The organism is Lysinibacillus fusiformis, assembly GCF_003049525.1.
Taxonomy (GTDB): Bacteria; Bacillota; Bacilli; order Bacillales_A; family Planococcaceae; genus Lysinibacillus; species Lysinibacillus fusiformis.
This window is the reverse complement of sequence record NZ_PYWL01000003.1, coordinates 251,496-274,726: the sequence shown is the minus strand read 5'-3', so window position 1 is coordinate 274,726 and position 23,231 is coordinate 251,496. Positions and strand designations below refer to the sequence as shown.

23 protein-coding genes, 1 pseudogene and 1 riboswitch are annotated in these 23,231 nt (G+C 37.7%); of the genes and pseudogenes, 5 read left to right on the top strand and 19 right to left on the bottom strand.

What is annotated here, in order from left to right; genetic code table 11:
• Positions 1-377: 377 nt before the first annotated feature.
• Both C9J29_RS10225 and C9J29_RS10220 read left to right on the top strand, forming a co-directional pair.
• The gene (locus C9J29_RS10225) at positions 378-2,492 is read left to right on the top strand and encodes a serine hydrolase domain-containing protein (protein WP_164908730.1); all 2,115 of its coding nucleotides are present in this window, start codon (positions 378-380) and stop codon (positions 2,490-2,492) included.
• A 554-nt stretch (positions 2,493-3,046) separates the two neighbouring features.
• On the top strand, positions 3,047-4,432 hold the full coding sequence (locus C9J29_RS10220; RefSeq protein WP_107922097.1) for a glycine--tRNA ligase: 1,386 nt from the start codon (positions 3,047-3,049) through the stop codon (positions 4,430-4,432).
• 47 nt (positions 4,433-4,479) lie between these two features.
• On the opposite strand, the gene C9J29_RS10215 is transcribed toward C9J29_RS10220, so the two are convergent.
• Positions 4,480-6,198 (bottom strand): HD-GYP domain-containing protein, encoded by a 1,719-nt coding sequence (locus C9J29_RS10215; protein WP_089986145.1) that lies wholly within the window; start codon positions 6,196-6,198, stop codon positions 4,480-4,482.
• A gap of 761 nt (positions 6,199-6,959) precedes the next feature.
• Here C9J29_RS10215 and C9J29_RS10210 point away from each other — a divergent pair.
• Positions 6,960-7,118, top strand: a complete 159-nt coding sequence (locus C9J29_RS10210) for a hypothetical protein (RefSeq protein ID WP_174804740.1) — start codon at positions 6,960-6,962, stop codon at positions 7,116-7,118.
• Between the two features lie 70 nt (positions 7,119-7,188).
• Here C9J29_RS10210 and C9J29_RS10205 read toward each other — a convergent pair.
• The 15 genes and pseudogenes from C9J29_RS10205 to rpsU form a co-directional block, all read right to left on the bottom strand.
• Positions 7,189-8,022 (bottom strand): annotated as a pseudogene (locus C9J29_RS10205) (IS3 family transposase); the annotation flags it as partial.
• On the bottom strand, positions 8,021-8,209 hold the full coding sequence (locus C9J29_RS25120; RefSeq protein ID WP_171365476.1) for a helix-turn-helix domain-containing protein: 189 nt from the start codon (positions 8,207-8,209) through the stop codon (positions 8,021-8,023). The pseudogene C9J29_RS10205 and the gene C9J29_RS25120, both read right to left, overlap by 2 nt.
• Positions 8,210-8,264: 55 nt before the next feature.
• The gene (gene recO, locus C9J29_RS10200) at positions 8,265-9,053 is read right to left on the bottom strand and encodes a DNA repair protein RecO (RefSeq protein ID WP_090002542.1); all 789 of its coding nucleotides are present in this window, start codon (positions 9,051-9,053) and stop codon (positions 8,265-8,267) included.
• Positions 9,054-9,208: 155 nt separating this feature from the next.
• Positions 9,209-10,126: a GTPase Era gene (gene era, locus C9J29_RS10195; RefSeq protein WP_107922096.1), complete on the bottom strand. Its 918-nt coding sequence runs from the start codon at positions 10,124-10,126 to the stop codon at positions 9,209-9,211.
• Positions 10,113-10,526: a cytidine deaminase gene (locus C9J29_RS10190; protein WP_008179431.1), complete on the bottom strand. Its 414-nt coding sequence runs from the start codon at positions 10,524-10,526 to the stop codon at positions 10,113-10,115. The genes era and C9J29_RS10190 overlap by 14 nt, the downstream gene beginning before the upstream one ends.
• 65 nt (positions 10,527-10,591) lie before the next feature.
• Entirely contained in the window at positions 10,592-10,942 is a 351-nt protein-coding gene (locus C9J29_RS10185; protein ID WP_008179433.1) for a diacylglycerol kinase family protein, read from the bottom strand.
• On the bottom strand, positions 10,943-11,416 hold the full coding sequence (ybeY, locus tag C9J29_RS10180; RefSeq protein ID WP_089986148.1) for an rRNA maturation RNase YbeY: 474 nt from the start codon (positions 11,414-11,416) through the stop codon (positions 10,943-10,945).
• Positions 11,417-11,424: 8 nt separating this feature from the next.
• Entirely contained in the window at positions 11,425-13,545 is a 2,121-nt protein-coding gene (locus tag C9J29_RS10175) for an HD family phosphohydrolase (protein WP_008179437.1), read from the bottom strand.
• A 213-nt stretch (positions 13,546-13,758) separates the two neighbouring features.
• On the bottom strand, positions 13,759-14,715 hold the full coding sequence (locus C9J29_RS10170; RefSeq protein ID WP_008179439.1) for a PhoH family protein: 957 nt from the start codon (positions 14,713-14,715) through the stop codon (positions 13,759-13,761).
• A gap of 2 nt (positions 14,716-14,717) precedes the next feature.
• On the bottom strand, positions 14,718-15,830 hold the full coding sequence (locus C9J29_RS10165; protein WP_107922095.1) for a sporulation protein YqfD: 1,113 nt from the start codon (positions 15,828-15,830) through the stop codon (positions 14,718-14,720).
• Between the two features lies 1 nt (position 15,831).
• Complete coding sequence (locus C9J29_RS10160; RefSeq protein WP_043990604.1) at positions 15,832-16,080, bottom strand: hypothetical protein; 249 nt, start codon at positions 16,078-16,080, stop codon at positions 15,832-15,834.
• A 56-nt stretch (positions 16,081-16,136) separates the two neighbouring features.
• A complete protein-coding gene (locus C9J29_RS10155; RefSeq protein WP_089986149.1) occupies positions 16,137-16,616 on the bottom strand; it encodes a hypothetical protein in 480 nt (159 codons plus the stop codon).
• A 25-nt stretch (positions 16,617-16,641) separates the two neighbouring features.
• Positions 16,642-17,646, bottom strand: coding sequence for a flotillin-like protein FloA (gene floA / locus C9J29_RS10150; protein ID WP_008179446.1), 1,005 nt, complete (start codon positions 17,644-17,646; stop codon positions 16,642-16,644).
• A 3-nt stretch (positions 17,647-17,649) separates the two neighbouring features.
• Positions 17,650-18,978: an NfeD family protein gene (locus C9J29_RS10145; RefSeq protein WP_107922094.1), complete on the bottom strand. Its 1,329-nt coding sequence runs from the start codon at positions 18,976-18,978 to the stop codon at positions 17,650-17,652.
• A 303-nt stretch (positions 18,979-19,281) separates the two neighbouring features.
• Positions 19,282-19,455: a 30S ribosomal protein S21 gene (gene rpsU / locus C9J29_RS10140; protein WP_004227078.1), complete on the bottom strand. Its 174-nt coding sequence runs from the start codon at positions 19,453-19,455 to the stop codon at positions 19,282-19,284.
• Between the two features lie 255 nt (positions 19,456-19,710).
• Positions 19,711-19,849: riboswitch (cyclic di-AMP (ydaO/yuaA leader) on the top strand.
• Between the two features lie 115 nt (positions 19,850-19,964).
• Here rpsU and C9J29_RS10135 point away from each other — a divergent pair.
• Together C9J29_RS10135 and C9J29_RS10130 are read left to right on the top strand one after the other, a co-directional pair.
• Positions 19,965-21,302 carry a TrkH family potassium uptake protein gene (locus tag C9J29_RS10135; protein ID WP_107922093.1) on the top strand — a complete coding sequence of 446 codons (1,338 nt, stop codon included), beginning with the start codon at positions 19,965-19,967 and terminating at the stop codon, positions 21,300-21,302.
• A gap of 25 nt (positions 21,303-21,327) precedes the next feature.
• Positions 21,328-21,984 (top strand): potassium channel family protein, encoded by a 657-nt coding sequence (locus C9J29_RS10130; protein ID WP_008179458.1) that lies wholly within the window; start codon positions 21,328-21,330, stop codon positions 21,982-21,984.
• Positions 21,985-22,033: 49 nt separating this feature from the next.
• Here the strand turns inward: C9J29_RS10130 and C9J29_RS10125 are convergent, their stop codons facing one another.
• The 3 genes from C9J29_RS10125 to C9J29_RS10115 are packed head-to-tail and all read right to left on the bottom strand — an operon-like array spanning position 22,034 to position 23,112.
• On the bottom strand, positions 22,034-22,603 hold the full coding sequence (locus C9J29_RS10125) for a manganese catalase family protein (protein WP_031417041.1): 570 nt from the start codon (positions 22,601-22,603) through the stop codon (positions 22,034-22,036).
• A gap of 24 nt (positions 22,604-22,627) precedes the next feature.
• Positions 22,628-22,891, bottom strand: coding sequence for a spore coat protein CotJB (locus C9J29_RS10120; protein ID WP_008179462.1), 264 nt, complete (start codon positions 22,889-22,891; stop codon positions 22,628-22,630).
• Positions 22,888-23,112 (bottom strand): spore coat associated protein CotJA, encoded by a 225-nt coding sequence (locus tag C9J29_RS10115; protein WP_008179464.1) that lies wholly within the window; start codon positions 23,110-23,112, stop codon positions 22,888-22,890. The genes C9J29_RS10120 and C9J29_RS10115 overlap by 4 nt, the downstream gene beginning before the upstream one ends.
• Between the last annotated feature and the right edge of the window lie 119 nt (positions 23,113-23,231).

Below are 23,231 nucleotides of genomic sequence, written 5' to 3'. Positions count from 1 at the left end.
AAGCCAATATTCTTTATACTACGGCTCTCATGCAAGGATTCTTGCTGAGGAGAAGTAGTATTTTTTGGTTCTCCATAATAGTTCAAATGACTATCATTGCTTCATTGGAGTAACATCATACAAAATAAAAAGGTATCGTAAAAACAGGTCGTATTTTAAACGAATAAATTAAATGTATTGAAAAAACCTCCTCCACTTTGCATCTAAGCTGATATAAAAGCACCTCTTCCGAAATTCACATTGTCGACTGTAACATTTTTTCACTTGTTCATACTCTGTTCATACTATCGTCACTGGCAGTACATCTCCGTTGTATAAGCTTTCCTTAGGACCCGTTAAGAGGTCCCATTAACAGCTAATGAAAGGAGAAGATTTAAATGATAATGAGAAAGGCAATGAAAATGAGGATGGGCACTAAAACATCAATCCTTGTAATCCTCATGCTAACTATACTAGCCCCCACGTCTACAATGGCCACAACTGCCGTCAATAACAGTGGTAGTCTTACATTTGAGGCGACCAAAGAAGTAGGCATAGAAAAAGCTAAGCTCCTAACTGAAACGTACGGCGCTACAAGTTTGCAATACGCACTCATCGATGATGGAGAAATTGTCATTTCAGGGCATGCTGGCAAAAACGATTTAAATGGCAATAGACCGCTTACTGCTAATACAATGTACGGTATAGGTTCTACGAGCAAAATGATGCTCACAGCGGCTGTTATGAAGCTTGTCGACGAAGGTAAGGTAGAGTTGGATTTGCCCGTAGTGAACTATATACCTGATTTTAAGATGAAAGACGACCGTTACAAACAAATTACACCTCGTATGCTCCTGAATCATTCCTCTGGCCTGCTAGGAACTTCGTCGCTAAATACCTTTTTATATGACGATAACGATTCATATGCATATGATTCTTTGCTAGAGCATTTAGCCACTCAAAACTTAAAGGCTGATCCGGGAGCATTTTCGGTTTACTGTAACGATGGTTTTACGTTAGCTGAAATTCTAATAGAACGAGTAAGTGGTATGAGCTTCACCGCATTTATCAGCAAGTATTTGACAGAGCCTCTAGAAATGAGCCATACGAAAACACCGAAGAATCTAGTGGATTCTTCAAAACTAGCGGGGATCTACTCCCCTGCCTTTAACGGACAACTACCTGCAGAAAATACTAACATTATTGCTACGGGCGGCATATACTCCACAGCTGAAGATCTCGTTAAATTCTCACAAATATTCACAGGACAGGTGAGTGATATTCTTACTCGTGAATCAGTAGAAGCCATGGCACAAGATGAGTATAAAAGAGGCATGTGGCCTGAGGAAGCTGATCCATCTTTCGTCGCTTACGGGCTAGGCTGGGATAGTGTACGCTTGTTCCCATTCAGTGAATATGGCATCAAGGCACTTACGAAAGGTGGAGATACATTATCTTATCATTCTTCATTAGTTGTACTTCCGGAATACAACATGGCTGCGGCTGTTGTCTCCTCAGGAGGTCAAAGCTTATTAGATCAACTGTTAGCTAATGAAATTCTGCTTAGTGCACTTCAGGAAAAAGGGATTATTCATGAACAGAAGCCGAAAAAGTCCCATGGCGTGCCTATAAAGGCTAAAATGCCACAGGAGTTATCGCAGCATGCAGGTATTTATGGTGGTATTTCAAGTGCGTTAATGAAGGTAGAAATTAATTCTCATGGTGAATTGTCTGTATCTATGCTTACGGTCCCTAATAACCCTATCCAAACGTATTCATATACAGCAGATGGTTCATTTGTGAACAAGGAAGGGACAGAAAAGATAAAGTTCATAGAGGAGAAAAATGGACACACTTATTTATGGTCCAGCTTGTATTTTAATGTACCGGGTCTTCCCCAAACAGCTGTCTCAGAGTATAAAGCTGAAAAGCTAGAAGCCAATATCTTAACGAAAGACATAGCTTCCGTATGGGAGAAACGTGAAGGGGAAAAATATTATTTGATGAATGAAAAATATTCATCGATGCTCTACACTAATTCTGCACCAACTGTAACAATTGATACGATTAAAGATGTTCCAGGCTATTTGTTAACTAATAAAATTATTGGAGCAAACCAAGCAGTTAACCAGCTACAAATCCCTGGCATGGCTGGTCGAGATACTATGGAAATTGAATTTTTCAAGAAAAATGGAGTGGAATATTTTACAGTAGCAGGAGGTTTATACGGTCACGAGGAGCTTGTAAAACCGCTCTACCCCGGCAAACAATCTGTGACAACGATCCAAGCGGACGGCCATGCTAAATGGTTTTTAGTACCAACAAATGCAAAAGAAAAAATAATGACAGTTAAAATGCCGTCCAATGGCTCCTTTGCTGTATACGACCAAGCAGGTAATTGCGTGAACTATACTGTCGTTAGTGGTATAAACGAAGTCTTATTACCAGAAAACGGTAGAGTTGTATTTGCAGGAGAAGTAGACGCCAAATTTGAGATTTCATTAAAAAAATAAATGTCCGCTTATCTAAAAAACTGTCCTTCAGTCATTATTGACCGTATGGGACAGCTTTTTGGAGGACTAGAAAAAGCCCCAAACAATATTTAGCTAAAATTCACAGTCCCCTCGTGTGACGAGGCTGTTGACCGTCAAAACTGGTTTATGGCCTTCTGAACACCATATGTTCTCTATACAGTTTAATAATGATTGCGAATCAATGAATTACGTGCTACAATGTTGACACATACGCTGGCTCTATTTATATTTTCGAGCAAATTGCGTTATACAGGCGATGATGGGAAAAAAGTATCTGTTCCATTCAAGAGCGAGTAGAAGATGGTGAAAGTCTACATAGCAACAGAGAAAAGGCACTCCTTGAGCTAACTTTTTGAAAAGAGGTTTTAAACGTTTTGTTTAAAACAATCAGGGTGGAACCGCGGGTATTAGCACTCGTCCCTGGGCATACATTGTGCCCGGAGACGGGTGCTATTTTCATTTAGTCAACACTGAATGAAAAGCTTTAGCGTTTTACCGCTAAAAAGGTGAAAAATTTTGAAGGAGGCTATTTTATGGCTAACAAATCAATGGAAACAATTGTATCATTAGCAAAACATCGAGGCTTTGTCTTCCCAGGCTCAGAAATCTACGGTGGTCTAGCAAACACTTGGGATTACGGTCCACTTGGTGTTGAATTAAAAAACAATATTAAAAAAGCTTGGTGGCAAAAATTCGTTCAGGAATCAGAGCACAATGTTGGTATCGATGCTGCCATCTTAATGAACCCAAAAGCTTGGGTGGCTTCTGGTCACGTTGGGAACTTTAATGATCCAATGATCGACTGTAAATCATGTAAGGCTCGCCATCGCGCTGATAAAATAATTGAAGACGCAGCGTTAGCAAAAGGTGATGAAATCATTGTTGATGGTATGACATTTGATCAAATGAAAGAAACAATGATTAAATACGATGTAGTTTGCCCTGATTGTGGAAAAGATGATTTCACAGATATTCGCCAATTCAACCTAATGTTTAAAACATTCCAAGGTGTAACAGAGTCTTCTACAAACGAGATTTTCTTACGTCCAGAAACAGCACAAGGTATTTTCGTAAACTTTAAAAATGTTCAACGCTCTATGCGTAAACGTACTCCATTTGGTATTGCACAAGTTGGTAAATCTTTCCGAAACGAAATTACACCAGGTAACTTTACTTTCCGTACACGTGAATTCGAACAAATGGAACTTGAATTCTTCTGTAAGCCAGGCGAGGATCTTGAATGGCACTCTTATTGGAAAGAATTCTGTAAAAATTGGTTATTAAACCTAGGCATGAAAGAAGATTCTATGCGTCTTCGCGATCACGAGGATGATGAGCTGTCTCACTACTCTAACGCGACATCGGATATCGAATTTAAATTCCCATTTGGCTGGGGAGAGCTTTGGGGTATCGCTGACCGTACAGATTATGATTTGAAACAACATATGGAGCATTCAGGTGAAGATTTCACTTATATTGATCCTGTTTCAAATGAACGTTATATTCCTTATTGTATCGAACCATCTTTAGGGGCTGACCGTGTGACATTAGCATTCCTATGCGATGCCTATGATGAAGAGGAGTTGGAAGGTGACGATAAACGTACTGTTTTACGTTTCCACCCAGCAATTGCACCATTTAAAGCCGCTGTTCTACCTCTTTCTAAAAAATTATCTGATGAAGCTACAGACGTTTGGGCTGAACTTCGCAAAGCGTTCCCTGTTGATTTTGATGAATCACAATCAATCGGTAAACGTTACCGTCGCCAAGATGAAATCGGTACACCATTCTGTATCACATACGATTTTGACTCAAAAGAAGATGGCCAAGTGACAGTACGTCACCGCGATTCTATGACACAAGTTCGTATGCCAATTTCAGAAGTTAAAGCCTATATTGAAAAACATCTTCAATTTTAATAGTTAAAATAAAGAGGGGGGTCGCCATTACTGGCAACTCCCTCTTCTTATGCTTTGTAAGTTGAAAATAAACGCTCTTGCATTTTTTCCTCAAATGAAAACTTTTTCACACTCATACCTATTAAGCTAACAAGTAATTCCTCTATATCGGCTAATGAATAATAGAGAAAGGCCCCTTCTCGCATTGGACGAACTCGCTTTTCAACGGTTTGTTCATCTTCAATAAAATAAGCGACATTGACATCACAATGCCCCATTAGCTGTGTAATACGTTGATCATCACCTGGATTAATGAAGAAAGGCACAATTTTATCAATATACAGAATGCTTTGCACAAGCTTAATGAAGAAGTTTTCACGAAGGGTTGTTTCCACAACTAGAATGGTCGTTTTTTCATGCTGATAATCCATATACAGAACGTTTAATTGTTCTTCTAATAATTTCTTTAAAATAGTAATAGAATTTCTATATTTCGTCATATCCGTTTGTATTTCTCTCGTTAACAGACGTAATATGCGAAAAGCTGGTAAAAATATTCTTAGGACAATTTCTTTCGGGTGTAAATGATCTATTAATTTACTAAAATGCATTCTTAGATTATTTTCATCACATCTGATTAATTGCTCCACGAATAGGTTAAAAATCTCTTCAAAGCTATTTGCACGATAATCAATCATTTTGGCTATTTTAACACTATAGTTCAAGGGTAGGTTCATTGATGTTTGCTCATCTAGTAATTTCACCTTGGGCAATGTAGGAAATAAATCGTAAACAAGCTCTACTTGTGCACTACGATTATCAGATAGCATCACAACAGAGTTAACGGGATAGATGCCTAAACATTCTACAAATTTATGCATGAATTTTTCGTTATATAAATGCCGGTCCTTGTATAAAACAGCTAACGCATCCGTTGCTCCATAACCATCGTGATAAACTCGCTTAGACGTCATCGCAGAATACACATCAATAATTTGTAGCAACTGTACTCCTTCACTCATATCATCCGCACAAAGCTGATTAGGATAACCTTTCCCAGCAAAGCGCTCATGATGATCTCGCGCTAAATAGGCGATATCTTCCTCTTCATTTTCGATAAGCAGCTCATAGCCCTTTGTTGTGTGTGTTTTAACAATTTCAAACTCATCTTCTGAGAGCTTACGCTTTAAATTTAAAATTTCTTGGGGGATAAAGACCTTCCCAATATCATGGAACAAATAACCTCTTGCTAATGTTTCGATATCTGTTAACCCCAAATATCTAGCAAAAATGGTTCCTAATACAAATACATCAAATGAATGGACAAAAGAATACTCATCCCATTCCTTTAAACGCATAAGTAACTCATAGCGATGTTTTTCTTCTAAAATTTTTTCAAAAACACCGCGAACATAAGCGGTATCTTGTATGCTTTTTAAAATTTGACCATAACGCAATTCATGGACAACATTCTCTAGAGTTGTCATAAAAAGTTGATGGACGGTTTCTTTATAGTCATCGATTGGATCTTTTTCCTCCATTAGTGGTGAAAATAAATCCTCGTATTCTCTCGTTCGCTGAGCACTTAAATCATGGACAATTCGAACTGAATCCGATGGTAGATAGACAGATAATTCATCTACTTTTCGAAGTTTAAGTAAAGCAATAATTCGCTCCGTTAAAACTAAATCCTTCTTAGCTAATAAACGATAATCTGAAAAGATATCTTCCGCTAAAATATCATCCGCTTCAACTTCACGAATACTTAAGGTTACTTTTCGTAGCATATTTTTGCCACATACGCTATGTACTAAGCACTATGTGACTCCCTCCTTCTTCCATAGGACTGCGTTATTCTGATAAACGTATAAAAATACGCTTTGCTGATAGAGGCTTGTTTTCTATTTCATAGGCATGTCAGATCTATATTAAGTACATTTATTTCGACAGGGGATTAAACGACTAAATTATATTAAAAAAATATAAATAAGAATATCTATATCACTTACAATATCATAGGTTAAAATACCTTTTCAACTAGTATATGGGACTCGAGTGATTAGTTTCTACTATTTATACATTGAAAACTACATAAAAACACAAGACTATTCTCACAATAACACATTCTTAGAAAAACAATAAAACGAAAAATTAAGTTATATAGACTCATAAATAAAATTTATAAATTTAATATTTAATATAAAAAACTAAATTCATGTAAAAATTTTATTTTGTAAAAATTGAAATTTTATTCATTTACAACACAATTTAATAGGAACACCAGGTTCAAGACTTTGAGGTCACATTACCAATTACATCATACAAAGGTTATAGTTCCCTCTATTATCCTTAATAAAATTTCTATATAAATTAGGTATTTTAGCTATCCCTTTCACAAAGTCCATATCATTCATGCTAGAAAATTTTACATACTATTATTTGGGGTATATGGTTGAGGTCTCAGCGTTTATTCTAACTAGCAATAGCATCAGCACAGTAACATTTTGTTATTGCTAGTCAATTTAGCAGGATTATATGATGGCCATTTATGGTAATACTGAACCTACTCACATGGGATGAAAATGAGGATATGTCAGAGGCTATCATAATTCATCCCTTAGCTGAAGGGGCAGGAAAATTAGTGATAACTGGATTTTCAGATGATTCAGAGGACTTCCTAAAAATTTTAGTACATGTAAAAATATAAATGGGAATTAGATCATAAAAAAAGCCAGAGGAATGTTATGATCTGACCAAAAAAAGTTAGACATATTTAGTTAAGCAGCTGCTAAGACCTGAGTTCGGTACTCCACCGGGCTTAGGTCTTTTAATTTTTCTTTCATTCGTTTGTGATTGTAATAGTGAATATAGTCTTAGAGTTCCTGTTTAAAATGTGCCATGGATTCAAATTCTTGTAGATACAGGAGTTCAGATTTTAATAAGCCAAAGAAATTTTCGATGACTGCGTTGTCCAAACAATTACCCTTACGGTACATACTCTGCGTAATACCATGTTGCTTTAATGTTTGTTGATACTTTTTCATTTGATAATGCCAACCTTGATCTGAATGAAGAATAACTTGATCACTTGATTCAAGGCGCTCCAATGCTTGTTCTAACATATTATGGACTAGTTTATACACTGGACGCTTCATAACCGAGTATGCAATGATTTCGCCATTACATAGATCAAGGACGGGTGATAAATAGCGTTTCTCACCAAATAGATGGAACTCTGTCACGTCTGTTACCCATTTCTCGTTCATTTTTTCCGCTGTAAAATCGCGTTGTAATATGTTTGGGACAATTTTTCCGACGTTACCTTTATACGAACGATATTTCTTCATGCGGACTTCACACTTTATGCCAATGGCATTCATCAAGCAGTTAATCGTTTTTGGATCGTGATGAATACCGATTTTTTTTAGTTCTTTGGTGATCCGACGACAACCATAACGTCCCTTATGTTCATGATAAATGGACTGAATTGCGATTTTCACATCAGCGTATTTATCATGACGATTCAAACGCTTTTTCCAGTAACAATACGTACTACGTGGAATATCAGCGACTTTGATTAATTCCACTACTTCATAGATTTCCTTTAGTTCAGTCAGCTGAACAGTTTGTATAGGACGTTAAGAAAGTCTCTACGCCATTTTTTTGATAACGGCGAACCCATTCACTGACAACCTCTGCTGTCACACCGATATCTTTCGCAATTTCAAGCATGGTTTCATTTCCATTTAAATTTCGTTGAACTGATTGAATACGTTGTTCAACACTTACTTTTGCCATAAAAAAAACCCCCGTAAAAGTTAGATTGATGTCTAACTTTTACGGGGCAGTTCAGTTAAGGTTCTTCTGGCTTTTCTTCGTTCACAGTGCGTATTTGTAATTCAGGGGTTCTCTCTAACTGCTCGATGAACTTTCTCGTCTTAAAACGAATTCCGGTTTGTTCTTCATAGATTGTTGTTATAATTTTTTTTATAAAATATTTCGTTTCCTTTTTTAATTCAATTTTCCCGATTTGATCGATGGGAACTGTATAGAACATACGAATAAGCTTAAGTTGTGTCGGCGTTAGGCGAATAATATAGGGATCATGCTGATAACAACGATGGCATAAAAAACCACCTTGTGCAAAGGAAAAAGCAAATTCCCCATCTACAGCCCCACATGCGGCACAGGCGTGTAATATAGGCTGGACTCCTGTATAGGGTAGCATCTTCCATTCAGCAAAGAGTGTGATGGATTCAGGATCATAGCCATCCTCTATCGCTTGGAGCGCTTGCAGCAGGACATCAAAGGCGAAAGGCTCTGGTTTTCCCTCTTCTACGACCCGCTCCACAAGTTCCATAATATAGCTAGCATAGGCAGTAGCTATGATATCCTCACGAATATGGCGCATTGAATTCAAATGCTCCCCTTGTTGCAATGTCCCCATACCAGTATGGTGTTGTACCATAAACATGCCATATGTAAAAGGCTGTGTGACCGACGCTAATCTACTAGAAGGCTTTTTCGCACCTCTTGCCATGGTTGCTACCTTCCCTGCCTCCCGCGTAAGCAACGTAACAATTTTATTAGATTCACCATAAGCGCGTACTTTTAAAACAATTCCTTCCCATTTATGAAGCATAGTCCCCCTCCTTTCCTATAAACTGTCCATGAAAATAGAGCTCTCCAAAATATTTTGGACAGCTCAAAGTAAAATCTATATGACCGAGGGCATTCACACCGCCAATGCTGTAGACCTTAGTTTTTTGACGGTGTTACCCTAGTCAGCAAAGCATCTTAATACTCATCGTCACGGAAGCCGAAATCACGTAAATGTGTTGATTTATTACGCCAATCTTTTTGGACTTTTACCCATAGTTCTAAATAGACTTTAGAACCTAATAGCATTTCGATATCCTTTCGTGCACGTGTCCCTACTTCTTTTAATAGGGCACCACGTTTACCAATGACAATACCTTTTTGAGAATCACGTTCAACCATTATAGTGGCTGAGACATGAATTTTATCATTGTTTTCCTCATCTCGACGGATTTTATCAATAACAACCGCAATGGAATGTGGAATTTCTTCGCGCGTTAAATGTAATACTTTTTCACGAATAAGCTCAGAAATGATGAAACGCTCTGGATGATCCGTTACTTGGTCAGCTGGGTAATATTGTGGCCCATCTGGTAAATATTTCGACAACGTGTCCAATAAGCTTTCTACGTTATTGCCTTGTAACGCTGAGATAGGAATAATTTCAGCAAATTCATAGCGTTCCTTATAGCTTTCGATAATTCCAAGTAATTCATCTGGATGAATCTGATCGATTTTATTAATAACAAGGAATACTGGCGTCGAATTTTCCGCCAACATTTCTAGTATAAATTCATCGCCTTTGCCAAGCTTCTGCTCAGCATTCACCATGAATAAAATCACGTCCACTTCACGCAATGTATTTTTGGCAACTTTTAACATAAAATCACCAAGTTTATGTTTTGGCTTATGGATACCTGGTGTATCAATAAAAATCATTTGGCTATCTGTTGATGTCAGTACACCTTGTACTTTATTTCGTGTTGTTTGTGGTTTATCACTCATGATCGCAATTTTTTGGCCAATGACACGATTCAAAAATGTCGATTTACCAACATTGGGACGACCAATAATAGAGATAAAGCCTGACTTATAGCCACTTCTAGTTTCCAGCATTCTCTAAATCCTCCGTTGTAAATGCAAACGGTAATAATTCGCCCACTGACGTTACCGTAACATCACCTTTTAAATTCGTTAAATAAACAGGCATCGTCGGTGCGCAAAATTCCATCATCACCTGACGACATGCTCCACATGGTGCGCATGGGCCTTCTGTATCTGCAACAATAGCAATAGCCTCGAATTCATAAGTACCTTCTGACACAGCCTTGAAAAATGCTGTACGCTCAGCACAATTCGTCATACTATAGCCTGCATTTTCAATATTACAACCGTGAATAACTTCTCCGGCCTTCGTTAAAAGAGCTGCTCCTACTTTAAATTTTGAGTATGGAACATATGCTTTTTCACGCGCTTTTTTAGATTCCTCTAGTAATGCATGCATATCAATTGTCATCTATCATATTTCTCCCTCACGTTAGTATAATACAGTTAATTTTTCATATCAGATACTCACTTCGATTACAACCATTTTGGTAAGAAGATAAGTAATCCGATTATAGCACTGAATAGCGCAAATACAAGCACAGCACCTGCTGCGATATCTTTTGCCTGCTTGGCGAGTGGGTGAAGGTTCGGCGATGCCAAATCCACTACTCTTTCAATAGCTGTATTTATCATTTCCAATGCAAACATAAGTGCTATTAATAGTAGCACAATATACCATTCCGTTCGAGACAAACCTGTAAAATAACCAGCCAGTATGACAATGACTGCACTCACAATATGTGATCTTAAATTTTGTTCTTTACTTGCAGTTATAATGCCTTCAAACGCATAGCCAAATGATCGCAAGTATTTACGCAAATCCATTTAATCTCGTCCTAAACCAAAAGTTTGTAATATTTCATCTTGTTTTGTAAACATCACTTTTTCCTCTTCAGGCTCCATATGGTCATAACCGAGTAAATGTAAAAAGCCATGGACAGCTAAAAAACCCAATTCTCTTTCAAAGGAGTGAGTGTATTCCTCAGCTTGCTCTTTTGCACGATCTGTCGAAATAATAATATCGCCTAGTATACGGGGCATTCCTTCAAAAGTTACAGTCATTTCACCTTCACCTAGTTCCTCCAATGCAAAGGAAATGACATCGGTTGGTTGATCTTTCCCGCGATACTCGCGATTTATATCTTGAATCGTGTCATTTGTGACAAACGTCACAGAAACCTCTGTTTCTGGCTCGATGTTTTCTACACTCGCTGCATGTTGCAAAAGCTTTTCTACAAGCTCTATATGTTGTGCCGCCACTTCATTTGTTTCATCTGTAAAATCAATTGTTAAAATCATAGATCCTCCTACTTATCTGCCTTTGGATATTCAATACGTGAATGGAAAATCCCGTTCAACGTTTCGCAAAGTACTCTCTCTATACATTTTAACTCTTTTATTGAAATATCGCATTCATCAAACTGGTTATCTTGTACTCGATCGTCAATAATAGCTCGTACTAGCTTATGAATTTTCTCAGCATTCGGCTCTTTCATTGAACGTACTGCTGCCTCTACACTATCTGCCACACTTATAACCGCTGCTTCCTTCGTTTGCGGTTTTGGGCCAGGATATCTAAACGTAGCCTCATCAAAGGATTTCCCTTGCTCTTTCGCTTTAAACAAGAAAAATTTTAACAAACTTGTCCCATGATGCTGCAACGCAATATCAATAATTTCCTGAGGCATTTTATAGCGTCTTAACATGTCTGCACCGTCAGTTGTATGAGCAATGATAATTTCTGCACTTGTTTCAGGAGGCAAAGAATCGTGCGGATTAATGCCTGACATCTGATTTTCAATGAAGAAAGCTGGTCTCTTTGTTTTTCCGATATCATGATAGTAGCACCCTACACGAGCTAGTAACCCATCTGCTCCTATTTCTTCACAGGCAGCTTCAGCTAAGTTTGCGACCATCACACTATGATGATATGTTCCTGGTGCTTCCATTAGTAATTTTTTTAATAATGGATGATTTGGATTGGATAGCTCAATTAAACGTAATGACGATAATAAACTAAATGCTGACTCAAAGAATGGTAAAAGACCCATTGTCAATGCACCAGAAAGCAATGCAGATAACATAGCCGCTACAAAGTAAAACACTAATTCTGGTAAACCATAGGATGATTGTGTCATTAATAAATAGAAGGCGATAAAAGCCATATTTACAAGAGAAATAACCGCAACTGCCTGTAAAATATGGGACCGCTTCTCAACACTACGCAAAAAGAATAAACTTGCAAACCCTCCGAAAATGATATAAAGCGTAATTTCCATTTGCATAACGGATGAATAGCCTTCTTGAAAAATAACGCCAGCCGAAGCAGCAGTCATAACTGTAACAAGCACTGCTGCTTTATCATCTGCCAATAGACGGACAAGCATCGTAGCCAATGCTGTTGGGAAAAGGAAGGCAATGGTCACATCAAATCCGCCAGAAACTAAGCTAATAAATTTCATTAGCAAGATGGACAAACTATAAACAATCACTGTTACCAATAATGCATTTCGTTTTTTTCGTTCGTTAGCCTCCCAACGCTCGAATAAAATATACATAAACACCATTTGGAGCAGTGTTAAAATTATGAGTCCTGCAATTGGTTTTAAGGAAGCTTGATTACTAATCATCCCTAAAAGCTCTAATTGTCGAAATGCCTCTTTATCAATAATCTGGCCTTCCTGCACAATAATTTGACCTTGTAAAATTCTTGTAGGCTCTACACTTTCCTTCGCTTGTTCTTTTCTTATTTTCGTTTGCTCTTCGTTAACGGTTTCATTTTCAATGATGCTTGTACGGCCAATTAAAACAACCGTATTGAATATTTTATCTGGATACCCTCTTTGTCCTCGAATTTTCGTCTCAAAGTCATTTTGAGCAACAAAGACATTTTCAGGTCGAATGGATTTTTGTAAGTATTCCTCTACGGTTTTGGATAATTGGATACTTGTTCTATTTAAATCCTCATCGCTCTGCACTAAAAGTCCTTCTAGCTGTGAATCCGTGAAGATGAGTGGCATTTGATCTTCATCGAGCGATTCAAATTTTTTGCGAAGCTGCCCTACTTGATCGGCAATTGCAATAGGTTCCTTACTATTTGCCACATCCTTTTTTACCTCAAGTACATAATCAAATAACGATGTGACAATCGCTGCTCTTTGCTTGGCGACATCCTCCGAAAATTGATAGACCGGGCCTACTGCAGTTGCGGCTTTTTCCCGCTCTTGCTGTGTCTTGTAGGTATCTTCTATTGTTTTAGTAGATCGTACGGTTTCAGGGGCTAACTGTAAAGGTTTGAAATCATATGTAACTCCTTTAACATTGCCATACATCAATCCAAATTGTAGGCATCCTGTTAAAATGAGAATGATGATAATAAAATAGCGAAAACCGATAAGCTCTGTAAATTTTCGAAGTTGTTTCTCCATCTGGCACCTCCTCTATCTACCTTCTATCATACCAATTCAACATACATTTTTCTCGAAAAATGTATAAGAAAGCAAAAAACAGCTATACAAATTCGTATAGCTGTCACATTTTTTTCCATATTTTAATCATTCACATTTACAGGGCAGACTTGTTTAACCCTGTTGCCCCTGTCGCTTCGCTTTCGGGGCAGACTTTAGAAAGGCTTTGCCATTCTAAAGTTGCTGTTCTTCGTAGGCTTGGATGATTTTGGCTACTATTGGGTGACGGACAACATCCCCCTGTTCTAGCACTTGGAAATGGATTGATTTTACATATTTTAATGTACGTTCTGCTACGATTAAGCCAGACTCCGTATTTTTAGGCAAATCGATTTGTGTTTTATCACCTGTAATTACCATTTTCGAACCGAAGCCTAATCGTGTTAAAAACATTTTCATTTGTTGATGAGTTGTATTTTGTGCTTCATCTAAAATAACGAAAGCATCATCTAATGTACGGCCACGCATATAAGCCAATGGAGCAATTTCAATCGTTCCTCGTTCAATCAATCGTTGGGTCTGTTCAGACCCGTAGATGTCGTTTAAGGCGTCATAGAGAGGTCTTAAATAAGGATCTACCTTTTCCTTTAAATCACCAGGAAGGAAGCCTAGAGACTCTCCTGCTTCAACAGCGGGACGAGTTAAAATAATGCGCTTGACATGCCCATTTTTAAGTGCCTGCGTTGCCATGACTACCGCTAAATACGTTTTCCCAGTACCGGCTGGACCTATACCAAAAACAACGTCTTTATGACGGATTGCTTGTATGTATTCTCGTTGACCAATTGTTTTTGCACGAATTGGTTTACCTTTTGTCGTGCGTGCTATTTCTTCATCATAAAGTTCTGCGAAATATTCAATGGTACCTTTTTGAGTCATTTCAATAGCTGTAGATACATCACGTTGATCAATATTAATACCTTTGCGAATGACCTTCAATAATGCATGCAGCAGATATGTTGCCTGTTCCTTAGCACTTTCTTCACCCGCAAGTTGAATTTGTTCACCACGGGTAATGATATGAACATTAAGTGCTTCCTCAACCAGCTTCATATTTGCATCGGAAATTCCGAGTAGCATAACCGCTTCGTTTGGATTATCCACTTGTAATACAGTTAACTGTTCTGACATAATCATTCTCCTTGTAGGCCATGTATTGGACTTGCAATGTTTTCATTGACTAAAAATAGAACTTTCCCTTCAACTGTACCATTACCCCACTTTGCCTGTAAAAGGTTTTCTTTTTTGATGATGGATTTAGCAGGTAACGAACGTATTACTTTTTCATGCAGGAGTGGGATGAGTAAAGTCTCAATTTTCGATTCATCAAGCTCCACCTGCATCGTTTTCGTTTGCTGTTCCTCCACAATTGACACATAAGGGTCTAGCCAATTCGGTAAATCCTTTTTTTGCACATAATCAACTTTTTCTTGATGAATACCTTTCACCAATACTCGCCATTGCTTTTGTTGCAAGGTTTCCATTGTAATTTTTGTAGGAATTTTAAAAGTACATTCTAGCCAATAGTCTGCATAAACCTCGCCCTTTGCGCCAACAAAGACATGATTTGTTCCACTTTCAATCACACCACTAACAAGAACATCCCCCTCATAGGCTGTATCATTTACTGAAATTTTCCGCTCCCCATTTTGGATATCAAAGTGAGTAATAATACCGCTTTTCGTTGCTACTAATTGCGATGCCAATTTTTCATTTGTCTGCTTCGTTTGTTTAGGTGACTCCTGTGGTCTTAGTACCACGCGTCCTCCATTTTTTTCAATATGCACCCAAGAAAGTTCTCGATGCTGTTCTAGTAGCTTTTGGCGTATAACAGTATTAGAAGGTAATTTTTTTTTAGAAAGTGGTGTTTCTATTTGAAATGTATCATGAAAGGTTTTACCTAAGCGCTGCTCCAATTCAGGTGTCGCGGCTTCAATGTCTACTTTCCAAATCACTTGCGCACCAATTATTGGGATGGCAATCATTAAAGCCAAACCAATCAAAGTCCAAACCTGAGCTCGGAAAACTTGCAGCTCATCCGCATAAAAAACAGCCATTTTCAAACGAAAGCCTCTTCGTATACGGCGAATTTTTGGTAAATGATGCATCGTTGTTTCAAATGAAACCTCTTGTTCTCTAAAGACAACACGCTTTAATGGAACATGTTGTGCGTGCAATGCTTGAATAAAAGGATGAACATTTTCATGGCGCTTTATACGTATAATGATTGGCCGATTATTCCACATTTTAGCTCACACCCATATTCTTTGTCATTTTCATATGAATCTCTTGTAAATTTTCAACAGAAAGATGAAGCATTTCTTCTTTTAGTGCATGAATCTTCACCAGATCCGCAGTAACAGTAATATGATAATCTGCATAAGCAAACGAACATGTCGTTGCATCTGCATGAATAAAACGATAAGGTCCAATGATTTTTAATGATTCAAATTCGGACAATTCAAGTAGTGGCGTTAATTGAAATAATTTTTTCATAAAAAAAATGCCTCCTTCTTCGGCAATATATGCATCGAAAAAGGAGGACATGCTAGTTATTTTCTTTTTGCTTTTGGAGGACCTAATATTTCAGCCATTACCACAGCCTGCATGAGAGCCGTTTTAGATTGTGGAACTTGAAAAGGAGAATGAGTCCCAGTTGCTTTCACTTCTTCCTTCCCAGCTGCTAATCGTCCTTTTCGCTCTCGAGTAGACGAGCGGTGTGGCACATCAGCTGGAATGACAGGTGGCGCAACATAGCTTGGTACTTCCTTCTTCACTTGTTCCTCAACATTTTTTTTAGTGTCTTGAACCTTTTCATTTTCTGGAATCCAATCCCCAATAAATTCTCGAGCAAAATCTTCAAAACTTTGCGGTTTTTGATGACGTTGCGGAGTTTCTTCCAAAACAGGTGACTCTACACGTGTATCCTTATTATTAAAAGGAGGCATCGGTTTTTGTGGTTTCTTATTTTTTGATTTTCCGAAAATAGAGCTGACTATGGCAATTATTGCAAAAATAATTAATTGTTCCATATGTTAGTTCCGCTCCTTTCCGTTATTAAACATTTGGTTCGTTTGTTTCAGGTTTGTCGTTGCTTACTTTTGAAATGGAATCACGCATAGCCGTATCAGCTTGAATGTTACGATAGTTCATGTAATCCATAATACCAAGATTACCTGAGCGTAATGCTTCCGCCATCGCTTGAGGTACTTCTGCTTCAGCTTCTACAACTTTCGCTTTCATCTCTTGAACACGGGCAATCATTTCTTGCTCATTCGCTACAGCCATTGCACGACGCTCTTCGGCCTTCGCTTGGGCAATGTTTTTATCTGCTTGCGCTTGTTCAATTTGTAATTCTGCACCAATGTTTTTACCGATATCTACATCAGCAATATCAATGGATAAGATTTCAAAGGCTGTCCCTGAATCCAAACCTTTTGATAAAACTGTTTGTGAAATCATATCCGGATTTTCTAATACTTCTGTATGGCTAGTTGCCGAACCAATTGTAGAAACAATCCCTTCCCCTACACGGGCAATAACAGTTTCTTCACCAGCACCACCGACTAAACGCTCGATGTTGGCACGTACCGTAATACGGGCTTTAGCCTTTACCTCAATCCCGTTCATCGCTACACCTGAAATAAATGGTGTTTCAATAACTTTTGGGTTTACAGACATTTGAACTGCCTCTAATACATCTCGCCCAGCTAAATCAATCGCGGCACAGCGCTCAAATGATAATTCAATATTCGCGCGGTGAGCAGCAATTAATGCATTGACAACTCGGTCTACATTACCACCAGCTAAATAGTGACTTTCAAGCTGGTTAATCGTAACAGGTAAACCTGCTTTATGTGCTTTAATCAACGGATTTACAATTCGAGACGGAATTACACGACGTAAACGCATCCCAATTAATGTGAAAATGCTAACACGGACGCCTGCAGCCAGTGCAGAAATCCATAGTGCTACTGGTACAAAGGTAAAGAATACCGCTAGTACAATGAATAAAATAACCAGTCCAGCGATAGGACCAATTAATGCTAAATCAAAACCCATTTTCTATTCCTCCATCTCTTTTTCTGTTTGTCTCACGACAATGCGTGAGCCTTCAACTTTAATAATTTCTACATGTTTATTTGCATCGACATAGCCGCCCTCTGATACAACATCAATGCGTTCACTGCCAAGAACCATTGTACCCGATGGACGTAAAGGAGTAAGTGTAGTCCCTACTTTTCCTAACAATTCTGTGCGATTGACGTTGGATACATAGCCCTCTTCTGTCGTAGTTGCATCCATTAACACCAGCCTGTTTAAGACATGCAGTTTTTTCCCGAAAAATTTCATCAGAATCACCATTCCTATAATCGCTATTACAAGCGCAATGAGAATTGCTATTATCATTTGCATAATATTTGCACCTGCCAGTAATAAACTTAGTATTATGAGAACACCACCTAAAATACCGACAATTCCACCAGGAACAAAAAACTCTGCAACTACAAGTGCTAAACCAATAATTAATAACAATAAGGATTCATAGCCAGCAAAGCCTGCAACCATATGTCCAAAGAAAAATAAACCAAGTGCTGATAATCCCATTATACCTGGAACTCCAAATCCTGGCGAATAGAGTTCCATTACAAGACCTAGACTTGCAATGGATAATAAAATTGGAACAATAATTGGATTTGTAATAAAACGAGCCAATTTCTCAGAGAATGTTGGTTCGATTGGAACGACATCACTTTCTTGTAAGTCTATTTTCTCTAAAAGTTCCTGAAAATTTTTCACGGTACCCTCTGAGTATTGGACCTTTAATGCCTCCGATGCTGAAAGCGTTAATAGATTTTTTCCTTCCGCACGGTATTCCGGCAATTCATAACTCGAATCAGCCATTGCTAAAGCATACTTAGGATCTCGACCTGATGTCTCCGCTGCTGCCGACATTTGAGCAAGCCATGCACTATTTGCTTTCAAATCGGCCGCATTACCTGCTGAATCGATAACAGCTGCTGCACCGATTGTTCCATTGAGTACCATGTAGATTTCATCCGCATGTAAGGCTAAAAAAGCACCTGCTGAATGGGCATCCTTATTAATAAAAGCAATCGTCCGTATATCCGTTGCATCCATAAGCATGGCGATATCACTTGCTGCATTTACAAATCCGCCAGGCGTATGTATATCTAAGATAATCGCTTTCGCATTGTTTTCTTTAGCCTCATTAAAAGCTCGTTCTAAAAATGCGTGAAGCCCTCGCTCCACTTCATTATGAATAGGAACGTGGTAGACCTTACTGCTTGCAAAAGCCGAAGTTAATGGAAACGCTAACAAAAAAGTCACCCATATCACTAGTAAGTAACTAAGGATTCTCCGTTTTCGCACCTTTTTCCCTCCCTTCTAACATGCTTCTCCTCTGTATATACGGTCGAACATGTAAAAAGTTTCACAAATCTAAAAAATTATTTCAGCTATATGTACTTGTTGCTTATACTACGTAGTATTACACAAAAAAGCCGAATGAATCTACATGATATCCATCCGGCTTTTTCATATGTACGTAAAACGAGCAATGTAAAATACCTGAAATTAATTACAGCTGTAATTAATTCCAGGTATATCTTTGTCTGCTCAGTGAATCATACGATTGCGTGTTATGAACGTAGGGATTTTTAATGGGAAATTAAATTACCACTTACGTTTACGTGCAGCTTCTGATTTCTTTTTACGTTTAACGCTAGGTTTTTCGTAGAACTCGCGCTTTCTAACTTCTTGAATTGTACCACTTTTTGATACAGTACGTTTGAAGCGGCGAAGAGCATCTTCAAGCGATTCGTTTTTGCGAACGACAGTTTTTGACATCTCTCTTTCCCTCCCTCCGAACACACGTCAATACACAATTAGGCAAATAACCTTCTGTTGTGTACTAAAAAATTATATCGTATTGTCTAATAATGGTCAATAGAAAGTGTGCGAAAATATCAAGTGAATTTTTGGTTTTATTTCTAATTGGAATTAGATGATCAAATTTTGCTCACAATAAAAAAAAAATTGCATTTTTCTATTAATATAGGGGTTTACAGAAAATAGAATATGGGCGTAGAATAATCACATTCAATTTAATAATGGCCAAATCTCAAACATTGAGAACGGAGGACCCAATATATTGGGGTTAATTCTGAAATACAGAAAGGATGAGAAACTCTTTCGCCATCCTACCCGTCAGCTAACTTCGTCGGCTAAAGCGAAGGAGGTCCTATTCGACCACCATTATTAGCATGTTTTCTACTATCCTTTACATGCTTTTTTAGTTGGTCTTTTTTTATGCATTTTTAAAATCAAGTTATTTTACATCTATAGAGGAGAACAAGATGAACACTTTTAGAAACACATTAAATCCTCCCAAAATTCTTGTACTTGGCTTTGCACTTATTATTATCATCGGGACTTTTCTTTTAACGATACCTCTTTCTACAGAAGATGGAAAGGGACTTTCGTTTTTAGATGCATTGTTCACCGCTACATCAGCAACTTGTGTAACGGGATTAATTGTTGTCGATACAGGTGATACATTTTCAGTTTTCGGAGAAGTAGTCATTTTATTCTTAATCCAAATTGGTGGTTTAGGATTCATGACATTTGCAACATTGTTATTTTTACTACTTGGGAAAAAAATATCTTTAAAAGAAAGACTTTTGCTTAAGGAAGCATTTAATAATATATCCATTGCCGGCCTTGTAAAATTAGTAAAGAGAATACTGCTCTTTACAGCATTGATTGAAATGATTGGTGGTCTTATTTTATCTATTCGTTTTTCTTTTGATATGCCAATAGGAAAAGCTGTTTATTTTGGTTTTTTCCATGCAATTTCTAATTTCAATAACGCAGGCTTTGATTTAATGGGCGGATTTAACGGAATGACAGCTTATGTAGATGACCCATTCGTCGTTTTAACAATTTGCGCTCTCATTACACTTGGAGGCTTAGGATTTATTGTCATGAATGAACTATATGAATATCGATTTACTAAAAGACTATCCGTCCATACGAAAATTGTATTAGCGTTTACAATTTTTTTAACGGTTACCGCTACAATTTTGATATTTGTGTTTGAATTTGGAAATGATAAAACACTCGGTCCATTAACTGAATGGGGCAAAGTATTAGGTTCTTTTTACCAAGCTGTTACACCAAGAACAGCAGGTTCCAATACACTTGCTATTGGTGACTTAACACATTCCACATTATTTTTAATAATTCTCTTAATGTTTATTGGAGCTGGATCTGGTTCCACTGCAGGTGGAATAAAAATAACAACTTTCGCAGTATTAGTTGCTACAATGTGGTCACAAATCAGGGGGAAAGAAGATGTTGTTTTATTTAAACGTAGAATTGTCACTGAGACTATCTTAAAGGCTTTGACTGTCACAATGTGTGGCGTACTTATCGTTGTTGTTGTGACAATCATTCTTAGCATTACTGAACAACGTCATAGTTTCATGATGTATTTATTTGAAGCAACCTCTGCATTTGGTACTGTCGGTCTTTCGATGGGGTTGACACCTGAGTTATCCCCTACTGGTAGAATTCTCATTATTTTAACGATGTTTGCCGGAAGACTAGGTCCATTAACCATTGCTTTCGCTATTACAAAACGACGAAAAACAGAAGCCTTTCGACATCCTAAAGGTAATATTATGATTGGATAAAAAATTAGAGGAGAGTGCTATAGCTATGGCTATTAAACAATATGCAGTTATTGGCCTAGGAAGGTTCGGCACAAGTGTTGCCCGCAGATTACATGAAGCTGGACAAGAAATTTTAGGAATTGATATTAATGAAGAAAGAGTGGAGGATGCAGAGCCCTATGTTACCCACGCTGTAGTAGCTGATACAACTGAAGAAAAAGCTTTAACCTCTATTGGTATAGGAAATTTTGATTGCGTTATAGTGGCTATAGGTAACGATATGCAGTCAAGTATTTTAACAGTATCTTTATTAAAAGAACTAGGGATAAAAAAAGTTATTGCTAAGGCTCTCGGTAAAAGACATGGTCAAGTTTTAGATAAAGTAGGTGCTGATTGGATTATTTATCCTGAGCGAGATATGGGAGAGCGCGTGGCAAATCAGCTATTGTCTCCGAATATGCTGAATTATATCGAATTGTCTAAGGAATATAGTATAGAAGAAATTATGATCCCTTCAAAAATGGCTGGGCAAAATCTGCGAGATTTAGATTTGCGTGCGAAATATAACGTTAGTGTTATTGCTATTGTTCGAGAAGGAGAAATCATTATTTCCCCCTCCCCTGAGCAAAATATGGAACAGGAAGATATTTTAGTGATGATTGGCCATCGAAAAGATCTCGCTTATTTTTCAAACATACAATAACAACAAAAAGGCTGTTTCAAGACCCCTTGATACAGCCAGCCACTTTTTCTTAGAAGATTTTCTGTTGATCTCTATCATCTTTTAAAATTTCTACCGCCTCTCTAAAACGTTGGGAATGGACAATTTCACGTTCACGTAAAAACTTCAAACTGTCATTTAAATCGGTATCATCAGATAAATCAATAATCCATTGATAGGTGGCACGTGCCTTTTCCTCTGCGGCAATATCTTCATATAAATCTGCTATTGGGTCCCCTTTTGCCTGAATATAAGTTGCTGTAAATGGCACACCAGAGGCATTTTGATAAAATAAAGCTCTGTCATGATTTACATAATGATCTCCTAATCCCGCTTCTTTTAGCATTTCTGGCGTAGCATCCTTTGTCAGCTTGTAAATCATCGTAGCAATCATTTCTAAATGTGAAAATTCCTCAGTCGCTATATCCGTTAATAAACCAACCACTTTGTCAGGAATCGTATAGCGTTGATTCATATAACGAAGTGCTGCTGCTAATTCCCCATCAGCACCCCCATATTGCTCAATTAAAAATTTTGCAAGCATAGGATTACAAGTACTAACCTTTACCGGGTATTGAAGTTTTTTTTCATAATACCACAAGAATAAATTCCTCCTAATTATATGTTATACTTGCCACGGCCATGGGGTATCAACCCAATTAAAAGGATAATCTGAATAACTTCTTCCAAAATTCATTAATGGACCAAATTTTTGTTCAAAGTTGACTTTGAGTTTCATACTTTTTTCAGTGTTTTCATTAAATTGTTGAATGGCTGCATAATCATGTGGATGTGTGTCTAAATAGAGATTTAACTCAACGATGACGAAATCAATTGCCTGAATTTCTTCAAGTAGGGTATAAAATTCAGGCGGCATCTTTTTAGTCATGCTTCATCCCTCCTTTTAGTTGGAAATGGATAGGGACTAAATAATTGTGGCCATAGTGTTCCTGCCATAAGTGCCTCTCTTGGAGTTTGGAATTGGGGAAGTCCAGGTGGCTGAAAACCCATATATAATTGTGGTGGTGTAGCATAATATTTTACTTCGATGGGTTTGCAGGGATCAAAGGGACTAATATAAGGCTTCCAATACTTATATTGTGTAAACATGACATCCTCCTTTCTGTATTCAAAATCGTCAGTGGAGTATATGTGATCGTTGAAGGTATTATTCTATATGAAAAAAAGCCACTAGCTTCTTACTGAGCTAGTAGCTTATATATACTGAA

Bases quoted from the DNA above. Each gene is read 5' to 3' on its own strand.
- C9J29_RS10225 (WP_164908730.1), top strand. From the start codon at position 378: ATGATAATGAGAAAGGCAATGAAAATGAGGATGGGCACTAAAACATCA.
- C9J29_RS10220 (WP_107922097.1), top strand. From the start codon at position 3,047: ATGGCTAACAAATCAATGGAAACAATTGTATCATTAGCAAAACATCGA.
- C9J29_RS10215 (WP_089986145.1), bottom strand. From the start codon at position 6,198: ATGCTACGAAAAGTAACCTTAAGTATTCGTGAAGTTGAAGCGGATGAT.
- C9J29_RS10210 (WP_174804740.1), top strand. From the start codon at position 6,960: ATGGTAATACTGAACCTACTCACATGGGATGAAAATGAGGATATGTCA.
- C9J29_RS25120 (WP_171365476.1), bottom strand. From the start codon at position 8,209: ATGGCAAAAGTAAGTGTTGAACAACGTATTCAATCAGTTCAACGAAAT.
- recO (WP_090002542.1), bottom strand. From the start codon at position 9,053: ATGCTTCATAAATGGGAAGGAATTGTTTTAAAAGTACGCGCTTATGGT.
- era (WP_107922096.1), bottom strand. From the start codon at position 10,126: ATGCTGGAAACTAGAAGTGGCTATAAGTCAGGCTTTATCTCTATTATT.
- C9J29_RS10190 (WP_008179431.1), bottom strand. From the start codon at position 10,526: ATGACAATTGATATGCATGCATTACTAGAGGAATCTAAAAAAGCGCGT.
- C9J29_RS10185 (WP_008179433.1), bottom strand. From the start codon at position 10,942: ATGGATTTGCGTAAATACTTGCGATCATTTGGCTATGCGTTTGAAGGC.
- ybeY (WP_089986148.1), bottom strand. From the start codon at position 11,416: ATGATTTTAACAATTGATTTTACAGATGAAACAAATGAAGTGGCGGCA.
- C9J29_RS10175 (WP_008179437.1), bottom strand. From the start codon at position 13,545: ATGGAGAAACAACTTCGAAAATTTACAGAGCTTATCGGTTTTCGCTAT.
- C9J29_RS10170 (WP_008179439.1), bottom strand. From the start codon at position 14,715: ATGTCAGAACAGTTAACTGTATTACAAGTGGATAATCCAAACGAAGCG.
- C9J29_RS10165 (WP_107922095.1), bottom strand. From the start codon at position 15,830: ATGTGGAATAATCGGCCAATCATTATACGTATAAAGCGCCATGAAAAT.
- C9J29_RS10160 (WP_043990604.1), bottom strand. From the start codon at position 16,080: ATGAAAAAATTATTTCAATTAACGCCACTACTTGAATTGTCCGAATTT.
- C9J29_RS10155 (WP_089986149.1), bottom strand. From the start codon at position 16,616: ATGGAACAATTAATTATTTTTGCAATAATTGCCATAGTCAGCTCTATT.
- floA (WP_008179446.1), bottom strand. From the start codon at position 17,646: ATGGGTTTTGATTTAGCATTAATTGGTCCTATCGCTGGACTGGTTATT.
- rpsU (WP_004227078.1), bottom strand. From the start codon at position 19,455: ATGTCAAAAACTGTCGTTCGCAAAAACGAATCGCTTGAAGATGCTCTT.
- C9J29_RS10135 (WP_107922093.1), top strand. From the start codon at position 19,965: ATGAACACTTTTAGAAACACATTAAATCCTCCCAAAATTCTTGTACTT.
- C9J29_RS10130 (WP_008179458.1), top strand. From the start codon at position 21,328: ATGGCTATTAAACAATATGCAGTTATTGGCCTAGGAAGGTTCGGCACA.
- C9J29_RS10120 (WP_008179462.1), bottom strand. From the start codon at position 22,891: ATGACTAAAAAGATGCCGCCTGAATTTTATACCCTACTTGAAGAAATT.
- C9J29_RS10115 (WP_008179464.1), bottom strand. From the start codon at position 23,112: ATGTTTACACAATATAAGTATTGGAAGCCTTATATTAGTCCCTTTGAT.